The sequence below is a fragment of the Paraburkholderia domus genome (assembly GCF_905220705.1).
Classification (GTDB): Bacteria; Pseudomonadota; Gammaproteobacteria; order Burkholderiales; family Burkholderiaceae; genus Paraburkholderia; species Paraburkholderia domus.
The window spans coordinates 69823-96503 of sequence record NZ_CAJNAT010000028.1; the positions used below are offsets into that span (position 1 = coordinate 69823).

The 26681-nt window shown below is 59.6% G+C and carries 20 protein-coding genes and 4 pseudogenes; 10 read left to right on the forward strand and 14 right to left on the reverse strand.

All coding sequences use genetic code 11. The features are described 5' to 3' along the window. Positions 1-32: 32 nt before the first annotated feature. The 9 genes from KHO31_RS31555 to KHO31_RS31595 form a co-directional block, all read right to left on the reverse strand. The gene (locus KHO31_RS31555) at positions 33-1880 is read right to left on the reverse strand and encodes a hypothetical protein (RefSeq protein WP_236071592.1); all 1848 of its coding nucleotides are present in this window, start codon (positions 1878-1880) and stop codon (positions 33-35) included. Between the two features lie 256 nt (positions 1881-2136). Beyond that, positions 2137-3030, reverse strand: coding sequence for a type 2 periplasmic-binding domain-containing protein (locus tag KHO31_RS31560; protein WP_201082035.1), 894 nt, complete (start codon positions 3028-3030; stop codon positions 2137-2139). Positions 3031-3059: 29 nt separating this feature from the next. Continuing rightward, on the reverse strand, positions 3060-4610 hold the full coding sequence (locus tag KHO31_RS31565) for an acetolactate synthase large subunit (protein WP_201082033.1): 1551 nt from the start codon (positions 4608-4610) through the stop codon (positions 3060-3062). Next, a complete protein-coding gene (locus tag KHO31_RS31570; RefSeq protein ID WP_201082031.1) occupies positions 4611-5468 on the reverse strand; it encodes an HpcH/HpaI aldolase family protein in 858 nt (285 codons plus the stop codon). A gap of 55 nt (positions 5469-5523) precedes the next feature. Continuing rightward, positions 5524-6510 carry a DODA-type extradiol aromatic ring-opening family dioxygenase gene (locus tag KHO31_RS31575; protein WP_201082029.1) on the reverse strand — a complete coding sequence of 329 codons (987 nt, stop codon included), beginning with the start codon at positions 6508-6510 and terminating at the stop codon, positions 5524-5526. Between the two features lie 72 nt (positions 6511-6582). Next, complete coding sequence (locus KHO31_RS31580) at positions 6583-7863, reverse strand: MFS transporter (RefSeq protein WP_201082026.1); 1281 nt, start codon at positions 7861-7863, stop codon at positions 6583-6585. Between the two features lie 97 nt (positions 7864-7960). Then, positions 7961-8806 (reverse strand): amidohydrolase family protein, encoded by an 846-nt coding sequence (locus KHO31_RS31585; protein ID WP_201082024.1) that lies wholly within the window; start codon positions 8804-8806, stop codon positions 7961-7963. A gap of 58 nt (positions 8807-8864) precedes the next feature. Beyond that, the gene (locus KHO31_RS31590; RefSeq protein WP_201082022.1) at positions 8865-9890 is read right to left on the reverse strand and encodes an amidohydrolase family protein; all 1026 of its coding nucleotides are present in this window, start codon (positions 9888-9890) and stop codon (positions 8865-8867) included. Positions 9891-9970: 80 nt separating this feature from the next. Next, a complete protein-coding gene (locus KHO31_RS31595) occupies positions 9971-10948 on the reverse strand; it encodes an ABC transporter substrate-binding protein (protein ID WP_201082020.1) in 978 nt (325 codons plus the stop codon). Between the two features lie 1228 nt (positions 10949-12176). Between KHO31_RS31595 and KHO31_RS31600 the strand changes: the two are divergent. After that, positions 12177-12902 (forward strand): annotated as a pseudogene (locus KHO31_RS31600) (IS110 family RNA-guided transposase); the annotation flags it as partial. Between the two features lie 354 nt (positions 12903-13256). On the opposite strand, the pseudogene KHO31_RS31605 reads toward KHO31_RS31600, so the two are convergent. Then, positions 13257-14140: pseudogene (locus tag KHO31_RS31605) on the reverse strand (LysR family transcriptional regulator). A 129-nt stretch (positions 14141-14269) separates the two neighbouring features. Between KHO31_RS31605 and argC the strand changes: the two are divergent. The 8 genes and pseudogenes from argC to KHO31_RS31645 all read left to right on the forward strand — a co-directional run. Continuing rightward, positions 14270-15196: an N-acetyl-gamma-glutamyl-phosphate reductase gene (gene argC, locus KHO31_RS31610; protein WP_201082013.1), complete on the forward strand. Its 927-nt coding sequence runs from the start codon at positions 14270-14272 to the stop codon at positions 15194-15196. Positions 15197-15579: 383 nt separating this feature from the next. Further along, positions 15580-16014 (forward strand): IS66-like element accessory protein TnpA, encoded by a 435-nt coding sequence (tnpA, locus tag KHO31_RS31615; RefSeq protein WP_236071595.1) that lies wholly within the window; start codon positions 15580-15582, stop codon positions 16012-16014. Next, complete coding sequence (tnpB, locus tag KHO31_RS31620; protein ID WP_201082011.1) at positions 16011-16358, forward strand: IS66 family insertion sequence element accessory protein TnpB; 348 nt, start codon at positions 16011-16013, stop codon at positions 16356-16358. The genes tnpA and tnpB overlap by 4 nt, the downstream gene beginning before the upstream one ends. A 30-nt stretch (positions 16359-16388) precedes the next feature. After that, positions 16389-17762 (forward strand): annotated as a pseudogene (tnpC, locus tag KHO31_RS31625) (IS66 family transposase); the annotation flags it as partial. A gap of 717 nt (positions 17763-18479) precedes the next feature. Beyond that, positions 18480-19127: a tyrosine-type recombinase/integrase gene (locus tag KHO31_RS39560; protein ID WP_228980025.1), complete on the forward strand. Its 648-nt coding sequence runs from the start codon at positions 18480-18482 to the stop codon at positions 19125-19127. Then, positions 19124-20086: a tyrosine-type recombinase/integrase gene (locus KHO31_RS31635; RefSeq protein ID WP_211625028.1), complete on the forward strand. Its 963-nt coding sequence runs from the start codon at positions 19124-19126 to the stop codon at positions 20084-20086. The genes KHO31_RS39560 and KHO31_RS31635 overlap by 4 nt, the downstream gene beginning before the upstream one ends. Beyond that, positions 20079-21086, forward strand: coding sequence for a tyrosine-type recombinase/integrase (locus KHO31_RS31640; RefSeq protein ID WP_201082005.1), 1008 nt, complete (start codon positions 20079-20081; stop codon positions 21084-21086). The genes KHO31_RS31635 and KHO31_RS31640 overlap by 8 nt, the downstream gene beginning before the upstream one ends. Positions 21087-21217: 131 nt before the next feature. Continuing rightward, a pseudogene (locus tag KHO31_RS31645) lies at positions 21218-21445 on the forward strand (transposase domain-containing protein); the annotation flags it as partial. A 109-nt stretch (positions 21446-21554) separates the two neighbouring features. On the opposite strand, the gene KHO31_RS31650 reads toward KHO31_RS31645, so the two are convergent. Beyond that, the gene (locus KHO31_RS31650; RefSeq protein ID WP_201082003.1) at positions 21555-21815 is read right to left on the reverse strand and encodes a hypothetical protein; all 261 of its coding nucleotides are present in this window, start codon (positions 21813-21815) and stop codon (positions 21555-21557) included. Here KHO31_RS31650 and KHO31_RS39770 point away from each other — a divergent pair. Beyond that, positions 21809-22210: a GNAT family N-acetyltransferase gene (locus KHO31_RS39770; RefSeq protein ID WP_268963704.1), complete on the forward strand. Its 402-nt coding sequence runs from the start codon at positions 21809-21811 to the stop codon at positions 22208-22210. The genes KHO31_RS31650 and KHO31_RS39770 overlap by 7 nt on opposite strands. A gap of 215 nt (positions 22211-22425) precedes the next feature. Here the strand turns inward: KHO31_RS39770 and KHO31_RS31660 are convergent, their stop codons facing one another. From KHO31_RS31660 to KHO31_RS31670, 3 genes are all read right to left on the reverse strand, one after another. Next, entirely contained in the window at positions 22426-23661 is a 1236-nt protein-coding gene (locus KHO31_RS31660; RefSeq protein WP_201081999.1) for a hypothetical protein, read from the reverse strand. Positions 23662-24388: 727 nt separating this feature from the next. Further along, positions 24389-25576, reverse strand: a complete 1188-nt coding sequence (locus tag KHO31_RS31665; RefSeq protein WP_201084461.1) for an IS91 family transposase — start codon at positions 25574-25576, stop codon at positions 24389-24391. A gap of 8 nt (positions 25577-25584) precedes the next feature. Then, the gene (locus tag KHO31_RS31670; protein ID WP_083083774.1) at positions 25585-26460 is read right to left on the reverse strand and encodes a tyrosine-type recombinase/integrase; all 876 of its coding nucleotides are present in this window, start codon (positions 26458-26460) and stop codon (positions 25585-25587) included. Positions 26461-26681 lie beyond the last annotated feature (221 nt).

A 26681-nucleotide genomic window follows, 5' to 3' on the forward strand; every position in this document is an offset into this window, starting at 1 on the left:
GGCGCATCAACTACATCCGCGCAGTTACCCGCTTATTGATTCGGAACGTACAACGGCATGGAGTCTTCCCACAACGTGTCCGTGATCGCATGCTGATCGGAGCCATCAGCATTCATTACCCAGTTCTGACCGTCAGGCTGGAACGTGTTGTCGTACAGCGCGAGTTCATCGCGGAAGCCATACTCGCCCGAACTGTACCCAATACGGCCGTCATAAAGCCACACGGCATGGCCCTGGTTCGCACCGGGCGTCGTCAGACGGGTTACATCCGTGCCGTCCGGCTTGATCGTATAGACGTCGTAGTGGAACTTGTTCGGATCGGTCGGATTGACTTCCTTGCGCGTGAACACGATCTTCGTCCCGTCGGGCGACCAGCCTGGCAGATTGTCCGCCTCGGTCGTCAGGACCGTCGTATTGCGCGTGTCCAGATCCAGAATGCGCAGGCCTTGTACCTTTGGGCTCCAAACGCGGTACACGATCTTCTTGCCGTCCGGCGAGTAGCTCGGGAAGCCCGCGTTGATCGAACCGTCCGTGAGGATTTCCGGCTTGTTGTCCATGCTGCCGTCGGCCTTTATGCGCGCAATACGGCCCGGACCCATGCCACGCGTGAAGAACCAGTCGCCAATGCCGAACGCGACCCACTCACGATTCGGCGACCACGTTGGCTGGAACGCACCCGCCAGGCCTTTCTGGATCATGTCCTTAGCCAGTCCACTGTTGGCCGGATCGTAAATGCGCTGATAGCCAGAGAAATCCGGATTGATGACGGCGATCGACGAGCCCATCGCCTTTTCCGTGTACACCAGCTTCTTGTGATCCACCGACAGTTGCGGAAACACGTCGATATAACGGTAGTTCCACGCCGGGTCGAAGCTAAACATCGCCGTGCCGTTCGGATGCGCGGGACGCATCGTGATTTTTTCATAGACCATCCTGGTGCCGTCGGACGAATAGTGCGGCGAACGGATGCCGGTATTCGCGGTCGAGCGGAACGTACCCGCTGTGGTGTAGAGACCTTCGGTCTGCCCACCCTTCACGTGATACGCAACGTTGGTATCCGAAATATATTGCGGGAACACCTTGAAGCCCGGCGTCGACGTCAACGTGGTGCGAGACAGGTTCGACAGATCCACCGAGACCAGTTGTGAGCTAACCTGGTTGATCAGTTCCGGACGGTGCGCACCCCAAGTCGATTCGACTGGCGTCTCATAGAAGACTACGCGCTTGCCGTCGGGCGAAAATGACGGAGAACCTTCGTCAAAGCCCTGATTGCTGGAGATCTTCTTCCAGCCCGAACCATCGGGATGGATCATATAGATGCTGCTTTCCTGCGTGCGCTCCCAGCCACCCGGCAGGTTGTGACCGCGCCACTCGGAGCCGATATCGGAAGACAGTGCAATCCACTTGCCATCCGGCGACCACGACGGACGGAAGAAGCTATGTGGTTTGTTCGGATCGAACTTGATATCGCCGGTGACGTTCTTCAGCGCACCGGTCGCAATGTTCAGCGTCCAGATGTTGGTCGTGCCGAACTTGTCCGCGCCGCGGCGTGACGACACGAACGCGATGACGTTAGGGTCGGTCGGCGAGAAAGCAGCGGCATCGTCAACGGCAATGTGATCGGTGAGCCGCTTCAGATCGGTACCATCCACTTTCACGCGATAGAGATTTGCCTCGCCGTAACCGTCACGCTCCGACGTGAAGACGATCCACTGCCCATCTTTCGAGAATGATGCGTGATAGTCGAAGCCGGAGGTCGGCAACAACTTGTGCTCGTCGCTACCGTCGGCGTTAGAGACATACAGATCGGAAGTCACGGGACCGAGGCGGTCGAGCAATGCCGTGCCCTGCGTCTCAGCGTGCGCGCCGGCTGAAATCACAATACAAATACTACCGATGGCCGAATAAGCCTGGAGTTTCTTTAAAGACGAAGTTAAATACACAGCGAAATGCCTCCATTTATTATGCTTTGTTGAGCGGTGTGACACCGCTCAACGGCCTCCTGCGTGACCATTTAGTCAACGCGCGTTGTGTGTTCTTTGCTTACTACGACTTCTTGCCTGTTACGACTTTTCTCCTCGGTCTTCCCTTCGCGTTTTCGTTTTCGCTTGCGCTTGCGCTTTCGCTTTCGTCCGATTACCCGAGGCTGCCCGTTACGTCGTCGAACAGTTCGTCGACCGACAAACGATGCGGGATGATCTTCTGATCCAGTGCCCAATCAATCGCGAGTTGCAGACCCTTGCGGTTCGCTTCGAGACCGATCGGCGGGAACACGGCCGGTACGCCTTCGGCCAGCTTGCGGCTCTCCACCACCATCCGGTACAACTCACGCACCACATCCGGACGCTGCTTCGAAATGTCTTCGTGAACAACGAACATGTGATTGATCGGCACCACATTCTCACGCGCGAACCAGTCTTTCGCCGCAGCCTGCGCATCGGGAACCAGCGTGCGCACGCGTGGGTCCTTCGGCATGTCCTCACCGAGCAGGGCTGCAGCGAGTTCACCGTCGAGCATCATCTGCGGAATCGACGAACCTGCGGGCAAGCGCTCGCAGTTATTCGGATCGCGGTATTCGGCAAGATGCCCGTCGCCCAGTGTCATCCACATCACCTTGTCGAGATCGACACCGTATTCGTGGCGCAGAATGCCGCGAATCCACAGCGCCGTGGTCTGCGTGTAGGTGCGCACACCAACCTTCCTGCCTTCGATATCTTTCGGATCGAGATGGCCGAAGTCGATGTTGTAGCCCGCGCAATGGTGCTGGAAACGGCCCGAGATCGGCGTCGGCAGCAGCACGTAAGGCTTGCCGTAGGCCTTTGCCTGCAGGAACGTCACGATCGCCAGTTCGCCCGCGTCGAACTGGCTCTCGCGCACCATCGCCTTGAAGCCGTTATGCGCCGGCGTTGGCCCGCAGTAGTCGAGGTTGACGATGTCCGAAGTCACGCGGCCATCCTTCATCGCCTTCGTAACCGGGTAGTCGGCCAGGTTCGTGCGTAGCGTCGGCACGCCAGTGAGGGTTGTTGTCATGTCATCTCCGTACTTATGCTGGAATAGATTTACAGTCTGACCTCAATCAGACACGGACCCGACTCGTTCACCGAGTCCGCCATCGCCTTGTGGAATGCTTCAGCTGTATCGACAGAAACAGCGGGCACGCCCATGCTTTTCGCCATCGCCAGCCAGTCGATACGCGGGCGATCGATATCGATCATCGAAAGCGCGCGTTCGCCCGGCGCACCCGCGCCCATGTTGGCGTACTCGGCCTTGAGGATCGCGTAGCTGTTGTTGGCGAAGATGATCGTCGTGATGTTCAGATTCTCGCGCGCCTGCGTCCACAGCGACTGGATCGTGTACATCGCGCTACCGTCACCGACCATGCAGAACACGCGCCGGTCAGGGCAGGCGAGTGCCGCGCCGGTCGCTACAGGCGTGCCGTAGCCGATCGAGCCACCCATGTTGTTAATCAGGTCGTGCGGCGCGGCGCCGACGGTCAGGCCCATCGTTTCGCGACCGGTGGTCAGCGATTCGTCGACGAGAATGCAGTTTTCCGGCAGCGCGGCGGCGAGTGCCTGGGCGATGCTGGCGGGTCCAAGTGCGCCGGTCGGCGGCGTGGTGTCCGCGCGCTGCTGGCGCTCCGCTTGCACGTTCGTTGCACCCACGGCCTCGACCAGCATCTCCAGGCCTGCAACACCGTCTTCACCGATCTCGACCAGTTGATGCACGCTCGTGCCTGGTGACTTCAGCAGGCTCGGCTTGTCGGGATAGCTGAAGAACGCGATCGGCTCGGTGGTTTCCACCGTAATGATGTGTTTGAAACCCTTCAGGTACTCGACCGCCTGACCCACTGCATACGGAATACGTTCGAGTGTCACACGACCCGCGCCACGTTCGATCCGCGCGCTGAAGAACTGCGTCGCGATGCGGCAACCGGTTGCGGCCTTGAGCTTGCCCGCGAATTCGATTGCGCGACCACGGGTCGAGTGACCCGCGAGCACGATCAGCGTCGGCTCGCCCGAGCGCAGCACCTTCGCAATGTGCTCGACACGGGCTACGTCAGGTGCTTTTGCTTTCGGTGCAGAAGGAGAGCGTGACGGCACAACTACCTCGCCCGCTTCCTGCCAGGACGCATCACCCGGGAGGATCAGCGTCGCGATCTGTCCGACGTGTTCGCTGGCCTTCTCCACCGCCGCAGCGACGTCCCACCCCACCGTATGCGACGACTCGACGCGACGCACCCAGTGGCTCAGCGGACGCGCCAGTCCTTCAATATCCGAGGTCAGCGGCGGATCGTATTTCAGGTGCGCAGCCGAATGCTCGCCCACGATGTTGACCATCCCCGACGATGCGCGCTTCGCATTGTGGATATTGGCCAGCCCGTTCGCGAGACCCGGACCGAGGTGCAGCAGCGTCGAAGCGGGCGTACCCTTCATCCGGTAGTACCCGTCCGCCGCGCCCGTGCAAACGCCTTCGAACAGGCACAGCACGCTGCGCATCGCCGGGTTTTCGAGCGCCTTCAGGAAATGCATCTCCGAGGTGCCCGGATTCGCGAAACAGATATCGACGCCCTGACCGGTGAGCGTCTGGACCAGGCTTTCGGCTCCGTTCATTTAATACCCCGCCAGCTCGCGTGCAGCACCCACAACGCCATAGCTGCGCTGCGGAGCCGACATCAGGAAGCGATAGCCTTCCTTGACGAGGCGCTCGTGATTCTTCGCGGTGGTGTGCGGATTGCCGACCACGACGTTGTGCTTGTGGCAGGTCTCGACGATCTTGCGCATCGCATCCAGCACTTCCGGATGTTCATACTGACGCGGCAAGCCGAGTTGCTGGCTTAGATCGCCCTCGCCGATCAGGATGAAGCCGATACCCGGCACGTTCGACAGGATGTCGTCCAGATTCTCGATGGCCTCGGTGCTTTCGCACATCAGACCGACGAGGATTTCACCTTCCGGCGCGAGCGGCCATACGTCAGCCTTCCTGTAGTAGTCGGGCATGCTGAGGCCCCAATAGCGCGCGGCCGTTGCGGGACCATCGCCGCGTGCGCCCTTCGGCTCATACAGCGGCGCGTTCTTGGGACGCGCATAGCGGCACGACGCCACTGCGTTATAAGCCTGCTCGACCGTTGCAACGTGCGGCCATATCACGCCGTAGGCGCCGCGATCGAGCACCTGCTTGGCGAAGGCCTGGTTCATTTCGACGCCATTGGCCGGAATACGTGCAATCGGCGTAACACGCGGCGAGACCGAGCCGGCCTCGGCTATCTGCTTGCGGTTCAGCATGTATTGCAGCGCGTCGCCCAATGCCGAGACGTCGTACGGATTGTGCTCCATCTCGAAGACAATGCCGTCGTACGGTGCATCGCTCATCTCGATGGCGGCCTGCTTGTCCAGCTTCGAAAACGCGGTGTAAGCGGTCTTACCGGATTCGAATGCGCGAATGATGCTGTTGAGACGAATATCGCTCATGGTCTTTCTCTCTCGAAATCGCTTGAATTAGCTGCGTAATGCCGGATCGATCAGCTCAGTCGGCCGCTTTCCAGTACATGAAGCCCATACCTTCACCGGTGCCGGCGGCCGTGCGCCAGCAGGGGACGTAGTCCACCAGTGTCATCTCGGCGCCGGTTTCCTGCACCGCTTTCATCACGCTGACGTAGAGCTTGATTTCGGAGGTGCCCGACTGATACGAGCGGTTGTCCACTGCTGCGAGGCCGTCATAGTCGTAGTCGGCCAGCATCTTCATGATGCGGTGGTCGAACTCTTCGTCGTTGACGAAGTGCGACAGACCACCCGACGCGAAGATGCCCACACGCACATCGTCCGGCCATGCGTTGATCGCATCGCGCAACACGCGGCCGAATTCGATACAACGCGACATCGACGGCTGAGTCGGCGGATAGAAGCAGTTCATGATGATCGGCACATGCGGCGGTGGGTTGTCGCCCATGATCTGGTGATACACGAAGCTGTATGCGTGCGGCACCACCGGATATTCCGGCAGCGGTTTCATCCATACATTGTCCGGCCATGCGAACAGATCGGTCAGGTCGAAGTTCTCGCGCTGGAAATGTTCGACCAGATACGTCGCCAGCTTCGGATGACACGCGTGCGTGACGTGATGATCCGGCGCATAAACCGAGCGTTGCGGCGGACCGTTGTGCACTTGTTCACCGGTGTAAATCGCGATCGACGGCGAAAAGTCGGTGAAGATTTCCTTCTGGTCCTTGCCCAGAATGATCGCGACGTCCACGTCCGCTGCACGGTAGGCTTCGGCCATCCTGTCGAGTGCGGTACGGCAACGCGCGGCGCGTGAGGTGCGTTCCTCGATCGTCAGGAATTTCTCGAACGCTGCACCGCGGTGCGCTTCAAGCTCAGGATACGTCCACGTCCGATTGCGGAACCACAGTTCCGGATTGTTACGGTCGCGCTCCCCGTTCTTGAGCCAGTCCTCCGGTGCCTGACCCAGCATGCCGCTGTGCGGCACGGCCATCCCGAATACAATCTTCGCCATTTACGTTTCTCTGTGAATTAATGTGTTCAACAAGGCCGGCTATTCGAACCATGCTGGCCATGCCGTCATCTCTTAGGCTCGCCGCAGCGAACTCGGGGCTTCGGTCACCTTGGGGGCCCATACGGGGCGGTACAAAATCGCCGTTGCCAGCGCGCCGACAACGAGGAATCCGAGAATCACCATCATCGGCAGGTCGTAGCTGCCACTTACGTGCAGCAGCCAGCCCGACAGGCTTGCCGCCACGCCGCCAGCGAGGCTGGTGGCAAGCTGCTGCACGCCGGTCACCAGGCCGATGGCTTGCTTGGGAATCAGCGTCAACCGCGACAGCACCAGGTTGTTCGCCGTGACGAAACCGAGCAGCGACAGCGAGAAGACATTCCAGAACAACGCCATGTTGAGCGTCGAGGCGTAAGCGCCGAACAGCACCGTGCATCCGCCGGCAAAGCCCGTGATGGTGAATACCTTGCGCACCGTAATCGGGTTGTGGCCGCGCGCAATGATCCGGTCGGCTGCCCAGCCCGCAATCGCCGCGACGATCGCGATCCCGGCAAAGCTGAAGAACGTGAAAAGTCCGGAGCGAGTAATCGACAGACCGCGTTGCTCGACCAGATACGACGGCATCCAGGTCATGCAATAGAACGTGAAGTAGCCGTAGCAGAAGTTGGTGACCATTCCACCCCACACCACCGGGCTCGACAGAATGCTGCCGAAGGTCACCATGCGGGCGCTGCGATTGGCCTGCATAAGTTCCACTTTGGAAGGCATGTCATTGCGCACCATCAGCAGCCAGGGCACGAGCCACAGCAACCCGGCCAGGCCGGTCGCGATGAACATCATCTTCCAGGAATAGTTGACGATGAACCACGCTCCGACCGGTGCACCGATTGCTGGACCGAACTTGTTGCCCATCGCCAGAATGCCGACGGCCAATCCGTTCTGACTTTCGTCGAAGTTGTTCCGGATCCAGCGGTAGCTCGCGGGAATCACAATCGCTTCGGCCATGCCGATGATCAACCGCATGACGACCAGGCTGGCGAGCGCCGTCACGGCACCCATCAACGCGGTGGCGATACACCACAGCGCAAAGCTGATCGCGTAGGGCCATTTCACGCCATAGCGATCGGCCACCCAACCCATCGGAACCTGAAACACGCCGTACGACCAGAAGAACGCAGCGTTGATCCAGCCGCGATCAACGTTCGTCAGTGCAAAATGTTGAACAAAGCTTGCGTCCGCCAGCGTCGACGAAATGCTGGTCCGATCGACAAAGGAAATCAGCACGCCGAGTGCGAGGAGCGCTAGTACGGCCCAGCGGTATGCCGACCCGGGTCGTCCAGAATTGCTTGTCTCCATCTACTTGTTTCTCTTAAGTGTGATTGGATTCTGCGTGCCGGTCACCTTGAAAGCGTTTTTCAGCGCCTGGGGCGGCCGGCCCGGATACAGCGCAAAATCAGGCCAGAGCCGGATACAGTTGCAAAGCCGTCTTACCGAAGATCCATTCGCGGTCTTCGTCGCTCAGGCTTGCCAGTCCGGCCTGGGCCGTCGCGAGAATCTCCGACAGCGCACCCGGCGAGGTCGGGTAGTTCGAGCCCCATGCCAGCCGCTTCGCACCGAAAGCTTCGACCACGCGAGGAAAGAACGTTTCGGCGCTCGCCTTTTCCTTCTTCACGTCGCCGAAAATGCGCGGTGTGAGCTTCAGGTAGATGTTCTCCAGCGGCGCGAGGTCGAACAGGCTTTGTGCCTTCGCATACGGTACACCGTCGGCCACCTCGGGGCGGCCCAGGTGATCGAGAATGATCGCGACCTTCGGGAAACGCTTCGCCAATGCAGTGACCTGCGGCAGGCCGATCGGGCCGGTCTGGATGCACATCGGCAATCCCAGCTCACCGCACAGCTCCCAAGCCGGGAACGAACGCGGATCGTCGAGTTCGCTCGGATCGAACTCCTTGGTGCTGCCGCCCGTGAACAGGCGCAGACCCGCGAGGCCCTGGCCGACCCATTCGCGGATGCATTGCGGCGCATCCGGCTGCAGGACGTCGACGGAGCCCACGGCGACGAGGCGCTCCGCGTACTTCGCGCAACCGTCCACGACGTAGCTGTTGTCGAAACCGTACGTGGTCGACGAGTGAACCACCGCGGCTTTTGCGACACCGGCTGCGTCCATCGATTCGATCAGCGTTTCGACCGTGGTCGGACGCTCCTTCGACCAGTCCGAACGCTTGCCGAACAGCGGCGCGGGCGGATAGAGCGATTCGTTGTCGGAGATGATGTGCGGGTGAATATCAACGATTGTCATGAGTGTCTCTGTGCTTGTCTGATTGCCGGCCGCCATTGCTCGTGCAGGCTTACCGCGTTTATTTGCCCTGCGCCTTCAGGCGTGCGTCAAGACGCGGGTACACCCGGCGTGCGTTGCCTTCGAAGATCTTGTAGCGGTCTTCTTCCGACAGCGCTTCGCAGGCGTCGATATAACGCTTGGTGTCGTCGAAATACTGGCCGGTAGCCGGATCCTTGCCGCGCACCGCGCCGATCATTTCCGAACCGAACAGCACGTTCTCAGCGGGAATCACCTTGGTCAGCAGTTCGACGCCTGGCTTGTGGTACACGCACGAGTCGAAGAAGATGTTGTTCAGCAAGCCTTCGAGCGGACGGTCGCGCATTTCCAGCGACATCCCGCGATAACGGCCCCAGTGGTAAGGCACCGCACCGCCGCCGTGCGGGATCACCAGACGCAGCGTCGGGAAATCCTTGAACAGGTCCGATTGCAGGATCTGCATGAACACCGATGTATCCGCATTCAGATAGTGTGCGCCCGTGCCGTGGAAGCATGGGTTGCACGATGCAGCGACGTGGATCATCGCGGGCACGTCCAGATCGACCAGTGCTTCGTAGAGTGGATACCACTCGCGATCCGTCACCGGCTTGCCGGTCCAGTAACCACCGCTTGGGTCAGGATTCAGGTTACAGCCGACGAAGCCCAGTTCCTCCACACAGCGGCGCAGTTCAGTCACGCTGTTCGCGGGCGCAACGCCCGGCGATTGCGGCAACTGGCAAACCGGCGCGAAGTTGTCCGGATAGAGTTCCGTCACGCGATGCACGAGGTCGTTCGACACACGCGCCCATTCGATGCTCGTGCGTTCGTTGCCCAGGTGGTGGCTCATCAGGCCGGCGATCGGCGAGAACAGCGTGAGGTCGCTGCCGCGTTCGCGTTGCAGCCTCAGTTGACCATTGCCAATGGCTTCGCGGATTTCATCGTCGCTGACATGAGCGTCATCGAGCGAAGGTGCGTTGGCCGGGTCGTTGGCGAACTCAACCTGCCTGGCACGCCATGCGCGGAACGAAGCAGGGACGGTCGTGAAGTGACCGTGACAATCGATGATCATTTTGTCTCCAAAGTCGATCGGAGTTGGCGCTTCAGCGCATGCTCCGGTCTCATGCAACTTGTTGCGTTCGAACCGGCGGCTCAGCTAGCCAGCGGGTCCACAAACAGTTCGCTGATGGACATGCGGCGCGGCGTTAGCCCTTGCTTGAACGCAGTCGCTTCGAGCGTTTCGATCGTCTTCAGGTTTTCCTGCAGACCGTACGGCAGCGGGTCGTGTCCAACGATCTTGCGCAGCTCGAGGTACTTCTTGTCGCCGGCGGTCGTGGCTTCGCCTGCATCGAGACGTGCCAACCATTCCTTCTTCGCTTGTGCAAACGCGTCGTAAATCGACTTCGCGATCCACGGATTCTCCGCCAGTACCGAGTCTTTGACGACGATCGTGCCGTGCATCGGATACACGCCAGTACGCGCGTAGTACTCGGCTTCCAGTTCGGTCGCGTTCGGCAGGAGATCCGGATAATCAGCTTCGACTTCCTTCCAGCCGCCCGTTGGCGCGCCCGTGCGGCCAATGCCTGCCGCAGCGGCAAAGCCGGCCGACAATTCGCCGCTCGCCATCATTTCCGCCAGCGAGCTGCCTGCCGGAGCATGGATCACGTTCTCCGGCAGCTTGAGTTGCGTGACGTGTTCTTCGTCATCTACAACCCACGTTACCTTCGACGAGTCCAGACCGAATTCGTCGATCAACACCTGACGGGTCCACACGCCAGTCGTGACCGAGTAAGCACGCACGCCGACTTTCTTGCCTTCCAGGTCCTTCGGGTGCTTGATGCCAGCGTCCGGGCGAACCAGCAGCCCGCCGTGGTGAAAGCGCCGTACCACGAAAATCGGCAAACCGACGAACGGTGCGCCGTAGGCACGAGCGATAATGTAGGTCGTCGGCGCCAGTTCGCAGACGTCGAATTCGACGTCGCGCACCATGCGGCGGAACGCGCCAATTTGCGGCTTGACAGTGATGAATTCGGCGTCCACGCCTTCGATGGGAATGGAACCATCACGGATGGCAGACGTATGCGGATGCTCAGCGATTGCGATCTTGAGCGGGACTTTCTTGGTCAACATCCTCTCCTGTGGATTAGCCGCCGACAGCTGGATCAGAACACCAGTGCCGAAGGCGTTGTCTCGATAGGGTAAGAATATTTGAGGATCGCTCCCGCGTCCCTACACAAAAGTTAGATTCAATGGCACTTTTGTGGATCGGAAAACAGCCGCGCTGCTCAGGCGCTTCAGCCTTGTGCGGCGTGATTTTGAGCAACTGTTCAAGTAGCTCGCGGGCGGGTTGTGCGGCTGCGGAATTGGCGCACATCACCCGAGGATGGAACCGGAAACTCCAATATTCCGCGGGTATGCCCTCGTGGGGAAAATGCTAAGTCGTGTTTTATTTTGCGCGGTTACGGGAGGTCGCTGAAATTGATTGCCGACATTGAGGAACTGCCCTTCGAGCGCGGCCTGACCGCGACATACGAGACCATCTGATGCTGGTGCTACAAGTTTGGCAAGGGCTTTTCTCAGCGTGTGAAAGCGGCACGATAAAGCCGCTTCACTCTTTCGCAAACAACTCGCAGCCCGGTTTGCCGCATGGCGGGATTCGCTGAACCCGCCCAAAATCCGCCGAAGACTTTCTGACGGCCGTCAACCCATGTCGCTACCCATACTTCGTGCGGAAATTGTGGGGGACCTTGATGGAAGCAGCAAGCACGTCGTTACCCATAAACCGCTTTGAAATCAGCGATCCAGAGGACGTTTTCAGAAGATATCGGAATGCCCGGGAAGCCCCGGCTGGCAGAAGGCAGCCGATTCCAACAGTGGCCCGCAAAGCCCCGCCAGGTTTGACTCCCACTCTGCCTGACGATGGCCTACCCATCATCCTACCCATACAGCAAGGTCAATCGCCTGGACAGACCAGAAAATGCCACGCGGGCGCTTCCGATCCGGTCCTTGCGAACTGGCATCGAATCACCACCCGATCATTCCCACTCGACGGTCAACCTGCGGGCGGGGTCCTTGCGTCGATGGCTCTTCCATCCGATCAGGTAGCGACGATGCCGTTAGCGATACCGAAAAATCCGGTCAGCAGTTATCAGCTTTAGGGAGACTGCATCGGAGAATTCAACATGAATCTCCGTTCCATTATCGCGAACGTTGGGCATCCGAATACGACTTTTGCGCGGATACTGTCAGCCACATTCCAGCGCGGTCCTGGCAATGCTTGAACAAGCCGCGCCTCCAAACAGAAAGCGATACAACTCGCGCCGCAACAGTGGTGAGCGAAGTGCAGTGACTGCTCGACGGCAAGATGCTGCGCAACTGTGCTCCGAAGGAGTCCCACGCATCACCTGCCGCGATCGCTTCCATAAATGATGCCGCGGATGCTGAGGCAATCTGTGAAGCGGTAACGCGACCCAACATGCGGTTTGTGCCTGTCAAGAGCGTTGAGCAACAGGCGATCCTGGCGCTGCATCGGGTCCGGCAGGGTTTCGTTACCGCGCGTACCGCGCACGCCGATCAGATTCGCAGTCTGCTTGCCGAATACGGTCTGGTTCTGCCTCAGGGCATCAATCACCTGTTTCAGGATGTTCCTGAGCTTCTGGAAGGGGCCAGCAATGAACTGCCTGGTCTATTCCGGCAACTGGTCGCGCATCAACTCGAATATCTGCATGAACTGGACCGGCAGGTGGCTCTGCTCGAAGGCCAGATAAATATCTGGCATCGGGAGAACGAAGCATGCCGCAGACTCGCCCGGATTCCCGGCATCGGCCCCATCACGGCCACTGCGCTGGTCGCCTCAGTAGGCGACGCCCGATGTTTTGCAAGCGGCCGGCAGATGGCGGCGTGGATTGGACTCGTGCCGCGTCAGCATTCGAGTGGTGGGAAACAGGTGCTGCCCGGCATCAGCAAACGGGGGGATGTATATCTGAGATCGCTGCCGATTCACGGCGCACGGGCCGTAGCAAGCGCACTGAACCAGAAAACAAATTGCTCAGAGAGCTGGCTCGGACGCCTGCTCGCCCGGCGCGCGCTTCCAAAACCTCCGCGAAAGAACGGGAGCAAGACGCTGAAGGGCTGATCTTGCTGGGCTGCCACTATTACAGCGCGGACGCGAGATCTCACTTTCAGAAATGGGTGGCTGGAAGGGGTATTGAACGATATGTAATCGTCAGCGCCAGGAGAAAGTCCGTAGTCGAAGAATAAGCAGACGCTCGAATGTCCTGCTTGGCGTGATTCCAGTGTCCGGAACTGGCCGATCGCCGTCTGCTAGCGATCGTTGGCACGCGACCCAATTCGCGTCTGTCAGATTTCTACAAAACGGCCATTCGATCGTCGTGCAGTGCAGTGGTTATCGGTCCCATCGCAAGAAAAGGTAACACTCCTACGCCAATCGCAGATCCCACAATGCATCGAGTACATGTTGCGTGGAACGCTCGACGTGCCCCGTGCGATGTGCAATGCCGAGCCGACGCCACAACGCAGGACGCAGCGGACGCATGACAACACGACTGTCGGGTGTTGGCGTAGTGGCCTCGTGAGGCAACAGCGCCGCGCCGTAACCTGCCGCTACCAGACTCTTGATCGCATCGTTGTAATTGAGCTGAATGCGCGGCACAGGTTGATGCCCTCCGGTTGCAAACCACTCGGCGGTCAGACGCGAGAGACGCGTGGTCGCATCATTAAGAATGAGAGGGCGAGCGGCCAGCCATTCAGGTGTGAGGCGGGCCGGACACTGCCAATGGGCCGGCAAAAAGGCCATCACGGGATCGCGGCGCCAAGGCTTTATCACGAGTCCCGCCGCCGGAGGCTGAGGCAGTGCGACCAGCCCAACATCCAGCGTTCCATCCGCTAATCGGGTCAGCGTTTCATTCGAGGTGAGAACCGCGATCTGAATGTCGATAGCGGGATGGTGCTCACGCAGCACTTCGAGTGCTTGAGGCAACAGGTGCGCAATCGCGCCGGTCGACGCACCGAGCCGAACGCGTCCGACAAGCCCTTGCACCTGGCGGTGAACATCGTCTAACGCCTGTTCCGCGTCGGCCAGCAGGCGACGCGCACGCTCGACCAATAACCCGCCTGTTGCCGACGGCCGAACATGTCCGCGCTTGCGCGACAGGAGCGGCGCCCCGATACGCTCTTCCAGTTCGGCGATGTGGAGGCTGACAGTTGGGGGCGCCAGATGCAACGCACGCGCCGCGTCGACGAATGAGCCACGATCGGCAATAGCGACCAGGTGCGCAAACGGTCCAGGCTGATCTCTCGCATGTCGGGGTCCAGAATCAGAAAAACTGAATGTTCAAGTTATGAAATTCAACTTTCGCTATTCTAGCGGGGCGCGGAACATAGCAGGTTCTTTCTACCTGTCGTCATTCAGTTACCGGAATATCCGCGCGCATGAGCTCTCCCCTTGTTTTCATTGACGGCGACCAAGGCACCACCGGGTTGCAAATTCACGAACGGCTTCGCGGCCGGACCGATCTGAAACTCGTCACGCTTCCCGCGGCGGAGCGCAAGGATTCCAAGCGTCGCGCCGAAGCGATCAACGCCTGCGACATCGCCATCCTCTGCCTGCCTGATGCCGCCGCGCGTGAGGCTGTGGATGCCATTGCTAATCCTGCCGTCAGAGTCATCGACGCCAGTTCCGCCCACCGCACCCAGCCGGACTGGACATACGGCTTTCCTGAAATGACTCCGGGACAGGCTGAGCGCATTGCGACCGCGCGTCGGGTCACCAACCCAGGTTGCTATCCAACTGGTGCGATCGGCCTGCTGCGTCCGCTGCTACAGGCCGGCCTTATTCCAGAGAACCACTCGATCAGCATTTACGCGGTGTCTGGTTACTCGGGACGCGGGCGTGCAGGCGTGGAAGAACACGAGGGGCCGGGTGCTGCCAACGCATCGTCGTACCAGGTATATGGACTCGAACTCGCGCACAAGCACACCCCGGAGATCCAGCAGCACGCCGGACTCGCGCAGCGTCCGATCTTCGTCCCTACTTATGGTGCGTTCCGTCAGGGCATCGTGTTGACGGTGCCCTTGGATCTGCGGCTGCTGACACGCGGCGTAGACGGCGCCACGTTACACGCGTGCCTCGGCCGCCACTATGCCGAGGCGGCCTGCGTCCACGTCTTGCCGCTGCATGAATCGTGCGTTTTAAAGCATTTGGATCCACAGGTACTTAACGGTACGGACGATATGCGCTTGAGCGTATTTCGTAACATGGAACACGGGCACGTCTTGCTATCCGCAGTTTTCGATAATCTCGGCAAGGGCGCCGCCGGCGCAGCGGTTCAAAACCTGAACCTGATGCTTGCGCGATAATAATGTCCGATGGCTTTCGGTGACAGACATGGCGGATTCCAAGATCCTACTACGCGTGGCGTTGCGTGATGATGCACGGTGCATCGCGAGGCTGCACACCCAAAGTTGGCAGGCAGCCTACCGTGAAATCCTCCCTGCTGCGTACCTACGTGAAAACGTCCCGGCCGAGCATGCCTCGCATTGGGAGAACTATATGCTGCAGCCAGCAGTAGCGCGAGGCCTTGTCATGTTGGCGGAGCTTAATGGAACAGCAATTGGCTTCGTCAGTGTCGAGAAGGTTGAAGGCTCGCCCCACGGAAGTAAGCGGCTCGTCTGGGCCGTTATGGACAGCGGATTGAGGGCTTGGGTAATTTGGTGTCCACCAAATTATTGCGGACACCAAAGTGGACAATACATTGAAGGCGCGCGCAGCCGGCGGCGCATATAAGCGACCGAATTTTCCTACGGAGTTCAAACGGCGCCTGGCAGAGCAATCATTTGAGCCGGGTGCCTCGGTGGCGTTGATTGCGCGTGCCAACGAGGTCAATGCGAATTTGCTGTTCAAATGGCGACGGCAGTATCTGCAAGGCGCCTACGGCATCCCGTCGCTTCCCAACCCCACGATATCCGATCCTGCCAGGGAGAGTGCGCCGCTGTTGCCGGTGAGCATTGTCGCCGACACGGCCGAATCGACCCCGGTGACGATGGGCGATTCGGGCGGCGTGAACACCGTGGTTGAGAACGTGTGCGAGGTGGTGTTCAGCAATGCGTGTCTGCGGATCCGCGGCGAGGTTTCGCCCGCCACGCTACGTCTGTTGATCCGTGAGCTGTCGCGATGATCGGCCTGCCGGCGGGCACACGTATCTGGATCGCCGCAGGAGTGACCGACATGCGCTGTGGGTTCCAGGGCCTGGCCGCCAAGGTACAGACGGCGCTTGAGGAGAATCCGCTGGGCGGTCACGTGTTCATTTTCCGCGGCCGTCGCGGCGACCTGGTAAAAATTCTTTGGGCTACCAGCGACGGGCTATGGCTGCTTGCAAAGCGGCTCGAACGTGGCCGCTTCATCTGGCCACAGGCCGATAGCGGCAAGATCCATCTGACCCACGCCCAGCTGTCGATGCTGCTCGAAGGCGTCGACTGGCGGCAGCCACGCCGCACCGCTGAGCCACTGTCGATGTTGTAAACCGCGCGGCACCTGCGTAAACTGCGTGGCATGCCTGATGCCAGCGACCTTCCTGACGACATCGATGCACTCAAGGCCTTGCTGCTCGAGGCGCGGGCGTCCCTGGCCGAGCGGGATCTGGAAATCGAACGGCTCAAGGCGCAAATCGACAAACTCAAGCGCATGCAGTTCGGCCGCAAGTCCGAGAAACTGGACCGGCAAATTGCGGAACTTGAGACCCGGCTGGAAGATCTGACCGGCAGCCGTGGCGTAGCCGAGACGCGCGAAGCGCAGGCCGGCAGCAGCAAGGCGAGCGCGAACCGTACTTCGCGCGAGGCGCTGCCGGAACACCTGCCGCGCGAGGAGCATGTGCTGGAGCCGGATCCGGTTTGCCCCGAGTGCGGCGGCCAGATGCAACCGCTGGGCGAGGACGTCTCCGAACAGCTTGGCCGCATCGCGGCAGCGTTCACGGTCATCCGCACCATCCGGCGCAAGAAGGTCTGCGCGTGCTGCCGCCGCATCGTGCAGCCGCCTGCGCCGAGCCTGCCGATCGAGCGCGGTATCGCACACCCGAGCCTGCTTGCCGACATTCTCGTGGCCAAATACGCGGATCACCAGCCGCTGTACCGGCAGTCGGTGATTGCGGCACGAGACAGGGTCACGCTGGACCCGGCGAGCATGGGCCGATGGGTCGGCATGTGCGAGGCCCTGGTCGATCCACTGGTGGAGGCGTTGCGCCGCTATGTGATGGCCGGCACGAAGCTGCATGCGGATGACACGCCGATTCCCGTGCTCGCGCCAGGCAACAAAAGGACCCGAACCGGACGACTGTGGGTCTATGTGCGCGATGATAGTCGGGCTGGATCGAAGGAATCCCCCGCGGCATGGTTTGCCTACTCGCCCAACCGGCGCGGGGAGCATCCCCAGCGCCATCTGGCCGGCTTCAGCGGCATCCTGCAGGCGGACGCTTACGCCGGTTTCGACGAGCTGTTCAAGGATGGCTCGATTCGCGAAGCGGCGTGCCATGCGCACGCGCGACGCAAACTCTACGACATTCACGTACGCACGCCATCAGAGACGACCACCGAGGCGCTCAGATGCATTGGCGAGCTCTATGGTATCGAGGCCGGCATCCGCGGCAAGCTGCCAGCAGAGCGACTGCGTGTGCGGCAGGAGCAGGCCAGACCCTTGCTCGAAAACTATGGCATGTGGCTCAGGGCAAAGCTCAAGACGTTGTCGGCCAAGTCGGACACAGCCAAAGCGATCAACTACTCGCTCAACCAGTGGGATGCGTTGACGCTGTATTGCGACGACGGCACGGTGGAGATAGACAACAACATCGCCGAAAATGCGCTGCGTTGTGTGGCCCTGGGTCGAAATAATGCGCAGCCAGAAATTATGCGGAGTTTGCATGGTACGGCTCGTCACGGGCGTCAGTGCGACGCGCCTTGCATGGATCGTTGAGTAGCAGCAAACTACACATAAAAAGTGCTTTCCTGTTTGGGTTGTAACCCATTCAGGAGAAACATCATGATCGGCTTGGTTCCTCTACGACCGCAGCCTCAGGCGTGGTTATGGCGCAGCGTCCTTTCTCCTTTCGCGGAGCGCTACTGCGAATATCTCGTCGAGGCCGGCTACGCGGCTTGCACCGTCAACCGTTACGTGAGGTGCGTCGCGCACTTTGCGTACTGGCTCACAACACGCCGCATAGCCGTAGCTCGCGTCGACAATCGACTTGCCTCCGGCTTCGTGAATGACCATTTGCCTCGATGCAGCTGCCCCGATCCGATTCCGAGATGTCGGACAGACGTCAGCGCGGCACTTCAGCATTTGCTGGTCGTCCTGGGCGCGTGCGCTGTCCCCCGGTATCTTTGGGCAGAACCGGATTCGGTACAACAGGAGGTGTGTCGTTTCACTGAGTACCTCAAGGACGTTTGCGGCCTTGCCGAGTGCACGCGATATCAGCGTGGTCGAATCATTCGCGATTTCTTGCATCAACGCTTTGGTCGCGGACCCATCGACATGGAGCGGCTAACGAATCGGGATGTCCGTCGATTTGTGACACGTTACCCTGACGGGTGCAAAGCCGGAACAGCTCACGTAGCGGGCATAACGTTGCGCAGTTATCTGCGATTCAGGAGCATGCAATATAACGAGCAGGTCGCAGAGTTGATCGCGGCGGTGCCGAACGTAGCAGGATGGAGGTTGGCGGCATTACCTCAAACGCTTTCGGACGCAGCGATCGGACAGCTCCTGAATTCCTTCCATCACGAAACGGCGGCCGACTTGCGTGATTACGCAATGGTACGTTGTCTGGCAGATATTGGATTGCGTGCTGCGGAAGTCGTGCAAATACAGCTCGACGATTTAAACTGGCGCGACGGCACGCTGCAAATCCGTCGCACCAAATCGCGACGGGGCTACGTCATTCCGTTGCCGGAGCCAACAGGTCATGCGATCGCCGACTATATCCGGTTAGCCCGAAGAACAACGACGACCTCCCGCGCCGTCTTTGTACGGCACTACGCGCCTGCCGACCTTCCGTTGGGAACCGGGCGTGTCCATCAGGCGGTGCATGCCGCATATGTTCGCTGCGGCTGGACTGAACAATCTGGAACTCATCTTCTGAGGCACAGCGTGGCCCGACGGCTGCTTCGTTCCGGCTCGTCGTTGAAGGAAGTGGCTGACGTACTGCGCCATCAAAGCATCGACACCACCGCGATTTACACGAAGATCGACCTGCAAAGCATGGAGGCTGTCGCGCTCCCCTGGCCGGGGAGCAAATCATGAAACGCTTCGTCAACTCGGCTGACACTATGGTATCGCTGGCGCAAGCATATCTCGCCGAACGACGCTGTCTTGGCTTCGACCTCAAGATCTCTGGGCACGTATTGATGAACTTTGCCCGCTTCGCGGACGCGCTGGGGCATCGTGGTCCGATCACGGAAGATCTGACTCTTACCTGGGCGCACTCGACACCGAGCGAAAGGGCCATTACGTGGGCGCGTCGGATCGAGGTAATCCGGCCCTTCGCGAAGTATCTCAGGCAGTTCTATCCCGATACAGTTGTTCCGCGACGCGACCTGTGCGGGCGGGCCCATCGTCGTCTGGCGCCGCACATCTACACGGAGCAGGAACTCGGCGAACTCCTCACGGCGTCGGTGGCAATGTTACCCGTCGGTTCGATCAGACCGCTTACATATGAAGCGCTGTTTGGATTGATTGCGGCAACCGGCTTGCGTATCTCGGAAGCCATCAATCTCTCTCGAGACGACGTGAATCTTGCCGAGGGCACGCTTACGGTGCGTGAGACGAAGTTTCACAAATCGCGCGTTATTCCGATGCATCCTACCGTAACTCTGGCCATGAAGCGTTACGCTACTCGCCGTGCGCTGGTCGTCGCCGCAGAGCCGTGCGTTTCGTTCTTTGTGAATCTTGATGGCAGGAAGTTGCAGGCACGAACGGTGCATTGGGTGTTCGGTCGGCTTCGCGAGCAACTCGGGTGGACTTCTCGGGGTGACCACGCGTTGCCCCGAATCCATGATCTTCGCCATACGTTTGTGTGCCGGTGCATTCTCAAGTGGTATCGGGACGGCGTGAACGTCGACAACCGGATGATTGCGCTGTCGACATATCTGGGACACGTGAAGCCGAGCGATACCTACTGGTATCTGACTGCGGTTCCCGATCTCATGGAAATCGTGAGCCAGAAATTTGCGCGCTTTGCTGAAGGGGAACGTCATGACTAAAACCTGCCTGGCTCCTTCCTTTGCGACGCTCCTGCAGGACTTCTTCGTCGAACGGTTGATGCAGCAACGCGCGGTGAGCCCGGAGACGATATCGAGCTATCGCGATTCGTTTCGTCTGTTTCTTCAGTTCGCATCGGATCGCCTCGGGAGGTGCCCAACTGATCTGACGCTGGCGGACATGGATGCACCTCTGATCCTGGCGTTTCTGCGACACCTCGAAGTTGAGCGGCGCAACAGCACGCGGACCCGCAACGTTCGACTTGCAGCGTTGCGCTCGTTCCTGAAGTACGCAGCACACCGTGACGTCGCGTCGTTGGCCGTTATACAGCGTGCACTCTCCGTGCCGATGAAGCGTTGCGATAAACCTATGGTCGGATTCCTGTCACGCGAAGAGATTCAGCAACTGTTGACGGCGCCTGACCCGGACACTTGGGCGGGTCAACGCGACAGGGTTCTGCTGGCAACGATGTATAACACGGGGGCGCGCGTCTCGGAGATCCTGGCACTACGCGTCAGTGATGTCGTCCTGGGTACATCACCCTTCGTTCATATTCTTGGCAAAGGACGCAAGGAACGAACGGTGCCTTTATGGCGATCCACGGCAAGGCTCATCAGGGGGTGGTTGCCGCAGATCCAGGATGCATCAAGTCAGAGGCTCTTTCCAAATCGATCGGGAAACGCGATGACACGCTCCAATGTCGCCGATCGGATGAGAATTGCCGTAACGCGCGCGAAGGACCAATGTCCGCAACTCGCCAAGCGACGTGTTTCTCCGCACCTGGTTAGGCACGCGACTGCCATGCATCTACTTCAATCAGGGGGCGACCTGTCGGTCATCGCCTTGTGGCTGGGACACGAAAGCCCGTCGACAACACATGGCTATATGGAAGCTGATCTGACAATGAAGGAGCGAGCGTTGAAGAGGATTCAGCCGCCGCAAGTAAAGAATCGTCGATATCGACCACCGGACCGCATCCTTCAGTTCCTGGAGTCGTTGTAATTATGCGTAGCTCGCCGAACCGCGAATCCTTGCGGATCGCTTCGGCGACTCGCATGGCACTATTCGACAGTGACGGACTCAACATAATTTCTGGCTGCGCATTATTGCGTCAATGCACATAATTGCATTGTCGAAAGAACTTCCTCTTTGCCGGCTCCGACAGCGGCGGCGAGCGGGCGGCGGCGATGTACTCGCTGATCGCGTCGTGCAAACTCAATGGCATCGATCCACTCGCTTACCTGTGCCACGTGCTCACCTGTATTGCCGATCATCCAATCAACCGCGTTGACGAATTGCTGCCCTGGCGCGTTGCCGAACACCTGCAAAATCCACCCCAACCTGCGGTTCCGACCGGTTGAACAACAACGGTGGACAGCACGCCCCGATCGCCCGGAACGGTTCACACGCGCTGAGCCGGTAGCCGACTGCACCTGGGACAGCGGTCCGTTACCCGGTAACGCTGAGGGGCTACCGTGGAACCTGGAAGTAGGTATCCCATTCTGCTGAGTCCGGATCGAGCCTGCGCACGATCGCCGCGTCCGCCCGCACTACCAGCCGCTCCAGCATCTCACGCTTCGTTACCGAGTAATGGCGTGCCAGCCGCGCGAGCGCGAGATCGGCTTCTGTGGTCACCCACATATCAAGCCGTCGCTCCCCATTGCCATCGTCTCCAGCCGTTGCCCGCCTTGCCCGGAAGGCGGCCTGCCGCTCCGCTGTTGTTTGTGCCATCGGTTTCTCCTCGTCGTTGTTACCCGGTAACGATATATCCGAACTCGTTACCGGGTAACGCAAAATGCCCAAAGGAGATAGCATGTCCCGCTTCACATCGCGTCGTCCAGAAAAACCTGAACGGTCCAGGCGAGGCGCTTACCCACGGAACATTACTTGACTGCCTACATGTGCTCGCCACCCATCAAGGACGCGAAGCAGGACAGCTCATGATTGACGCGGCACGCAAGTGGACGAAGGAACAAAATCAGAATCTGATGCATCTTTACGTACTCGACGCAAACGCTCCTGCGATCGCCTTCTACGAGCGGAATGGTTGGCGATTTGCAGGGATTGAAGCCGGTTACATCGACGCTACACCAGTGATCGACCGTCGATACGTTATCGACGTATAGATTGTCGGCGGTTTGGGTGCATTTCCTAACGGTCCGTTATTGGCCGACCGCGGGAGTTCGTCGCATGCGCTGCTCGCCGCTGATCGCGTCAATTTACGTGCTTCCCTTGCCGACCCGCAAGGGTCTTTCAGATATCTCCAAAGCGGCCGTCGAACCCGGTGTATATCCAATCGGCGCGGCAGCAATGATCCGTCTGGCAGCCGGTCCTATCGACGCTACTCACGCGCCTTTAACTGCATGGCGGCCATGTCTCGCTCCTTTACGAGAAACGCTAGCAGATCTGCTTTTATATCCGCTAGGTCACGGTATCGCGGCTGCCGCGAGAATTTGTTTCTATCATCCAGTGCCTCCGGGTCGAAGAATTCTGTAAGCCGATTGGCTCGCTCCCGGAAGGCCTGCATGGCATGGAGATCTTCTTTTTTGAACGGCTCTCGCAGGTGCAGATATTTGGGGCCTAGGTTTATCAGGCTCACGAACCGGTTGCCACGGATCGCGTCTCGAATGCCGAAACTGATTTCGGTCGACAAAGGACGCGAATCGAACCCGCTGTCTTGCAATCCACGCAGCAGATAGAGGCCGACATCGACCCCTTCCCGGCTGTCCGTGTTCTCGTTGCGAATCAGACCTTCCAGCGCCTCGATGCTCAGGGTCTGATCCGGCGTTACGACTCGCCGGTCTTCGCGAATACCCCCTGTTGACTGTAGGATTTCCTCCCTGATTTGCACCTTGGCCAACTCAGGATGGGCTCCGACCGTCACTTCGATGACATGCCGCCCAATCTCCTTCGTCTTCACCCTCAGGCGGGGAACGAATAGCTTTTGCTTGCTAGCTGTGAGGTACACGTCGAGTTCCAATAACCCGAAGTGAAAGGGTGCTCCACTGCCCGCGTTGATCCAATCTGCGATTGCGTCGACGCTGACGTGAATGCCGTCACCCGCAATGAGGTACAAAAGCTCGCCGCTACGCAGATGCTTTTCAAGGGCATTCGAGTAGGCATGCTCGTCGTCGACACCGAGATGCTCGATTGCGAATTCGATCAGAGTTTGGCTCGCCGCCATTCGTCGGCTGGCTTGCGACGACTTCCGGATAACATCCTCGATATCTCGCACGCTCATGGCCCCGAGCGTCAGACCGTACTGAAAAATCTGACCCACAACTTCGCGCACCGCTTCTGGATTGCGCCAGAGTTTCATTTCCACGACTGCAAAGTGACCGTCATCGGTCAGGAAGAGGTTGTCGATCGAGCCGGACTTCCCGCCCGGGAAAGAGAGCGGAATTTCCATGCCAAGCGAAACCAGACGTCTCGCAGAAGGAAAGAACTCGCGATACGGTAGCAGACTTGGACTGGCGTCAACAGCACGCTGAAAGTCATGCTCGGTGAGCATCAGGCCATCGAGTCGGCGTTTGCTGACCGGAGTTAGCTCAATGGACGCCCCGGCGCTGTCGAACAAACTTGGAGTTCCAGACATGAAGTTCTGAGTATATGTATGAGGAAAATTTCGTCTGATGCGCAGATTTGGCGAATTGAACTCCAAGATTATCAGCAGAGCGTGTCGACGGCATTAACAGCGATATCGAAACGAGCGCTTCCGCACAATCGTCGAGCTTCTCGGAGACAGCATTGGCCCGGTCGTTTGACGATGCTTCGGCAAGACATCCTCCAACGCGGATCCAGAGCCACCTTGTTAGTGGCCGACAGCAATCAATCCCTCCGGGTTCGAAATCAGTCGAAATTGTCAGCGATCTTCGGGTTCGTACCGAACGGCCGAAAGTGTTTAGGGTTGTAGGATGCCTGCCCTGATCCGTCGGCACGTCAACTCGAGTGTTTAGGGTTGTAGGATGCCTGCCCTGATCCGTCGGCACGTCAACTCGCCCGGACGCCAGCGGGCAGGCGTCCTACAAGCCCCAAGGGAGGAAACCGCGGAGTGCTCCGACATGGTCTGAATCTTTCACCGCTATGGCGATTTGTTCAAGCCCGTTGGGAGCCTGTTGGATGTAAGCGCGGGTAAATGTGAGCCTGGGCAACCACGATCGCAGCAGCGACGCTGCTGGGCGTTACTATCCGCCGACCCGGCCAGCACCAGACTGCCTGCCTGGAGTCGTAGGCGCAAGCGTCTCCTATGGGCTCTCGTTGCCGAAGAGCCGACAGTCGATGCGTGCATCCTGACGCGATGGCATTCATGCGTGGGCTCGCTCAACAGGTGGTGCCCGGATAGGTCTGCTGCGCTGGAGTATGTCGATGATGATCATCGGCGAACCGCAGTGCCGGCAAACGAAGGTTGGCCACACTGCGACTGTAGCTACGTCGTTGGCACTGCGGCCGATACTGGCAGGCGCTCCGCCCAGCAACTCGCGTATCTTCGCGAGATTGGCGCGCCGCGATGGGTTCGCGAGCAGACCGTAATGGCGGATGCGGTGGAAACCGCCAGGCAGCACGTGCAACAGGAAGCGGCGCGTGAACTCATCCGTTTCGAGGGTCATGGTCTTGTTGCGTGTGCGTCCGTCCACGCGGTAGTCCTTCCAGCGGAAGGTAACGCCGTGTTCGTCGAGCGCGACAAGGCGCTGGTTGGAGATCGCGACGCGGTGCGTATAACGCGACAGATAGGCGAGCACCGCTTTGGGCCCCGCAAACGGGCGTTTGGCATACACCACCCACTCGCATGTGCGCATTGGCGCAAGCCACCTGGCAAAGGCGGCGACATCGTTGAGCCCGGCATATTCGCCGAAGAACCGCAACTGCCCCCGGCAATGGGTCACTTCAAGTTCTTCGAGGAAGCGCCGGCGAAACAGCCGCGAGAGTACGCGCACTGGAAGGAAGAAGCCCGGCCTGCACGCTACCCACCGGCTTCGGTCCGGCGACAACCCGCCACCGGGAACGATGCCATGCACATGGGGATGATGTGTGAGCGCCGAGCCCCACGTATGCAGGACGAGCGTGGCACCGATCTGCGCTCCGAGATGCTTCGGATCAGCCGCGATGGTACGCAACGTTTCGGCCGCGATATCGAACAGCAGCCCGTAGATGACGGCCTTGTTGTAATACGCAATCGCGCTGATGGCCGCCGGCAGTGTGAAGACCACGTGGTAGTACTCGACGGGCAGGAGATCGGCCTCACGCGCCTCGAGCCACCGGCGCGCAGCGCCAGCCTGGCACCTTGGACAATGTCTGTTGCGACATGAGTTGTAGGCAACTTCAATCGCCGCGCATCCTTCGCAGCGAAACACGTGCCCTCCCAGCGCCGCGCTGCGGCACTGTTCGATCGCGGACATGACCTTTAACTGCCCAAGGCTCAGGTTAGCGGATTGATGCCATGCTGAACCAAGAGAGCGAAAGACGTCTGCTACCTCAAGCGCGCAATGCGCCACAATGAGAGTTAATCGGTACGCAAACTCTCAAGAGGGCTGACCACCTCGCGCAGAATATCGGTGGCAACCTGGGCGTAAAGCGCTGTGGTCTCAAGCTTCTTGTGCCCAAGCATGACCTGGATCACCCGGATATCGACCTTCTGTTCCAGCAGATGCGTGGCAAAGCTGTGCCGCAAGGTATGCATGGACACGCGCTTGTCGATTCCCGCAGCTTCGGCCGCAGCATGGACCGCCCGGTTGAGCTGGCGGGTGCTGAGCGGCTCGATCGGGTTAAGTCCGGGAAACAGCCAGCCACCGTCGAGCATCTTGCCCTGGGCTCGTGCGACTCGCCACCAGACCCGCAAACGCTCGAGCAGGATCGGCGACAGCATGGCATATCTGTCCTTCTGGCCTTTGCCCTGCTCAACGCGCAGCGTCATACGCTCGCTATCGATGTCACCGACCTTCAGGGCAGCTACCTCGCTGGCGCGTAATCCTGTTCCGTAGGCGAGCGCCAGCACCGTTTGATGCTTCAGGTTGGTCGCCGCCGCGATCAGCCGGCCAACCTCTTCGCGGCTGAGTATGACGGGCAACGTACGCGGAAGATAAACCGGCCGCATCTTCGCCATCAATGCCTCTTTAGCGAGCGTCGTGCCGAAGAAGAACTTCAGGCCGGTGATCGCAGCGTTCAGGGAAACTGGCGATACGCCGCGGTCCACCAGATACAGTTGGTAGCGCCGCAAGTCCTCGACGGTGGCAGTGTCGGGCGAGCGCCCGAGGAAGACAGTGAACTCTCGTACCACGCGAAGATAGTTGGCTTGCGTGGTTTGCGCGAGTCGACGCATGCGCATGTCGTCCATCATGCGCTGACGCAACGGACTGATAACTTGGGTGGGGGATGTCATGGCCCGGTTCCTCCTGGGTAACGAGGCGGATCGCCTCATCACCCAACATAGGAAACCGGAGGGTTTTACCCTTCACCGACCAATACCGTTGAACGGAGCGCATACCGCGCGAGCGGTTTAGGCAGTATGACTTTCCGTGAGTCAGTGGCTGGCCCGCCACGAGGAATCAGACGCGGGTTAGCATTACTGCCAGAGCCGCATGGTGTGCACAGGGGCACACC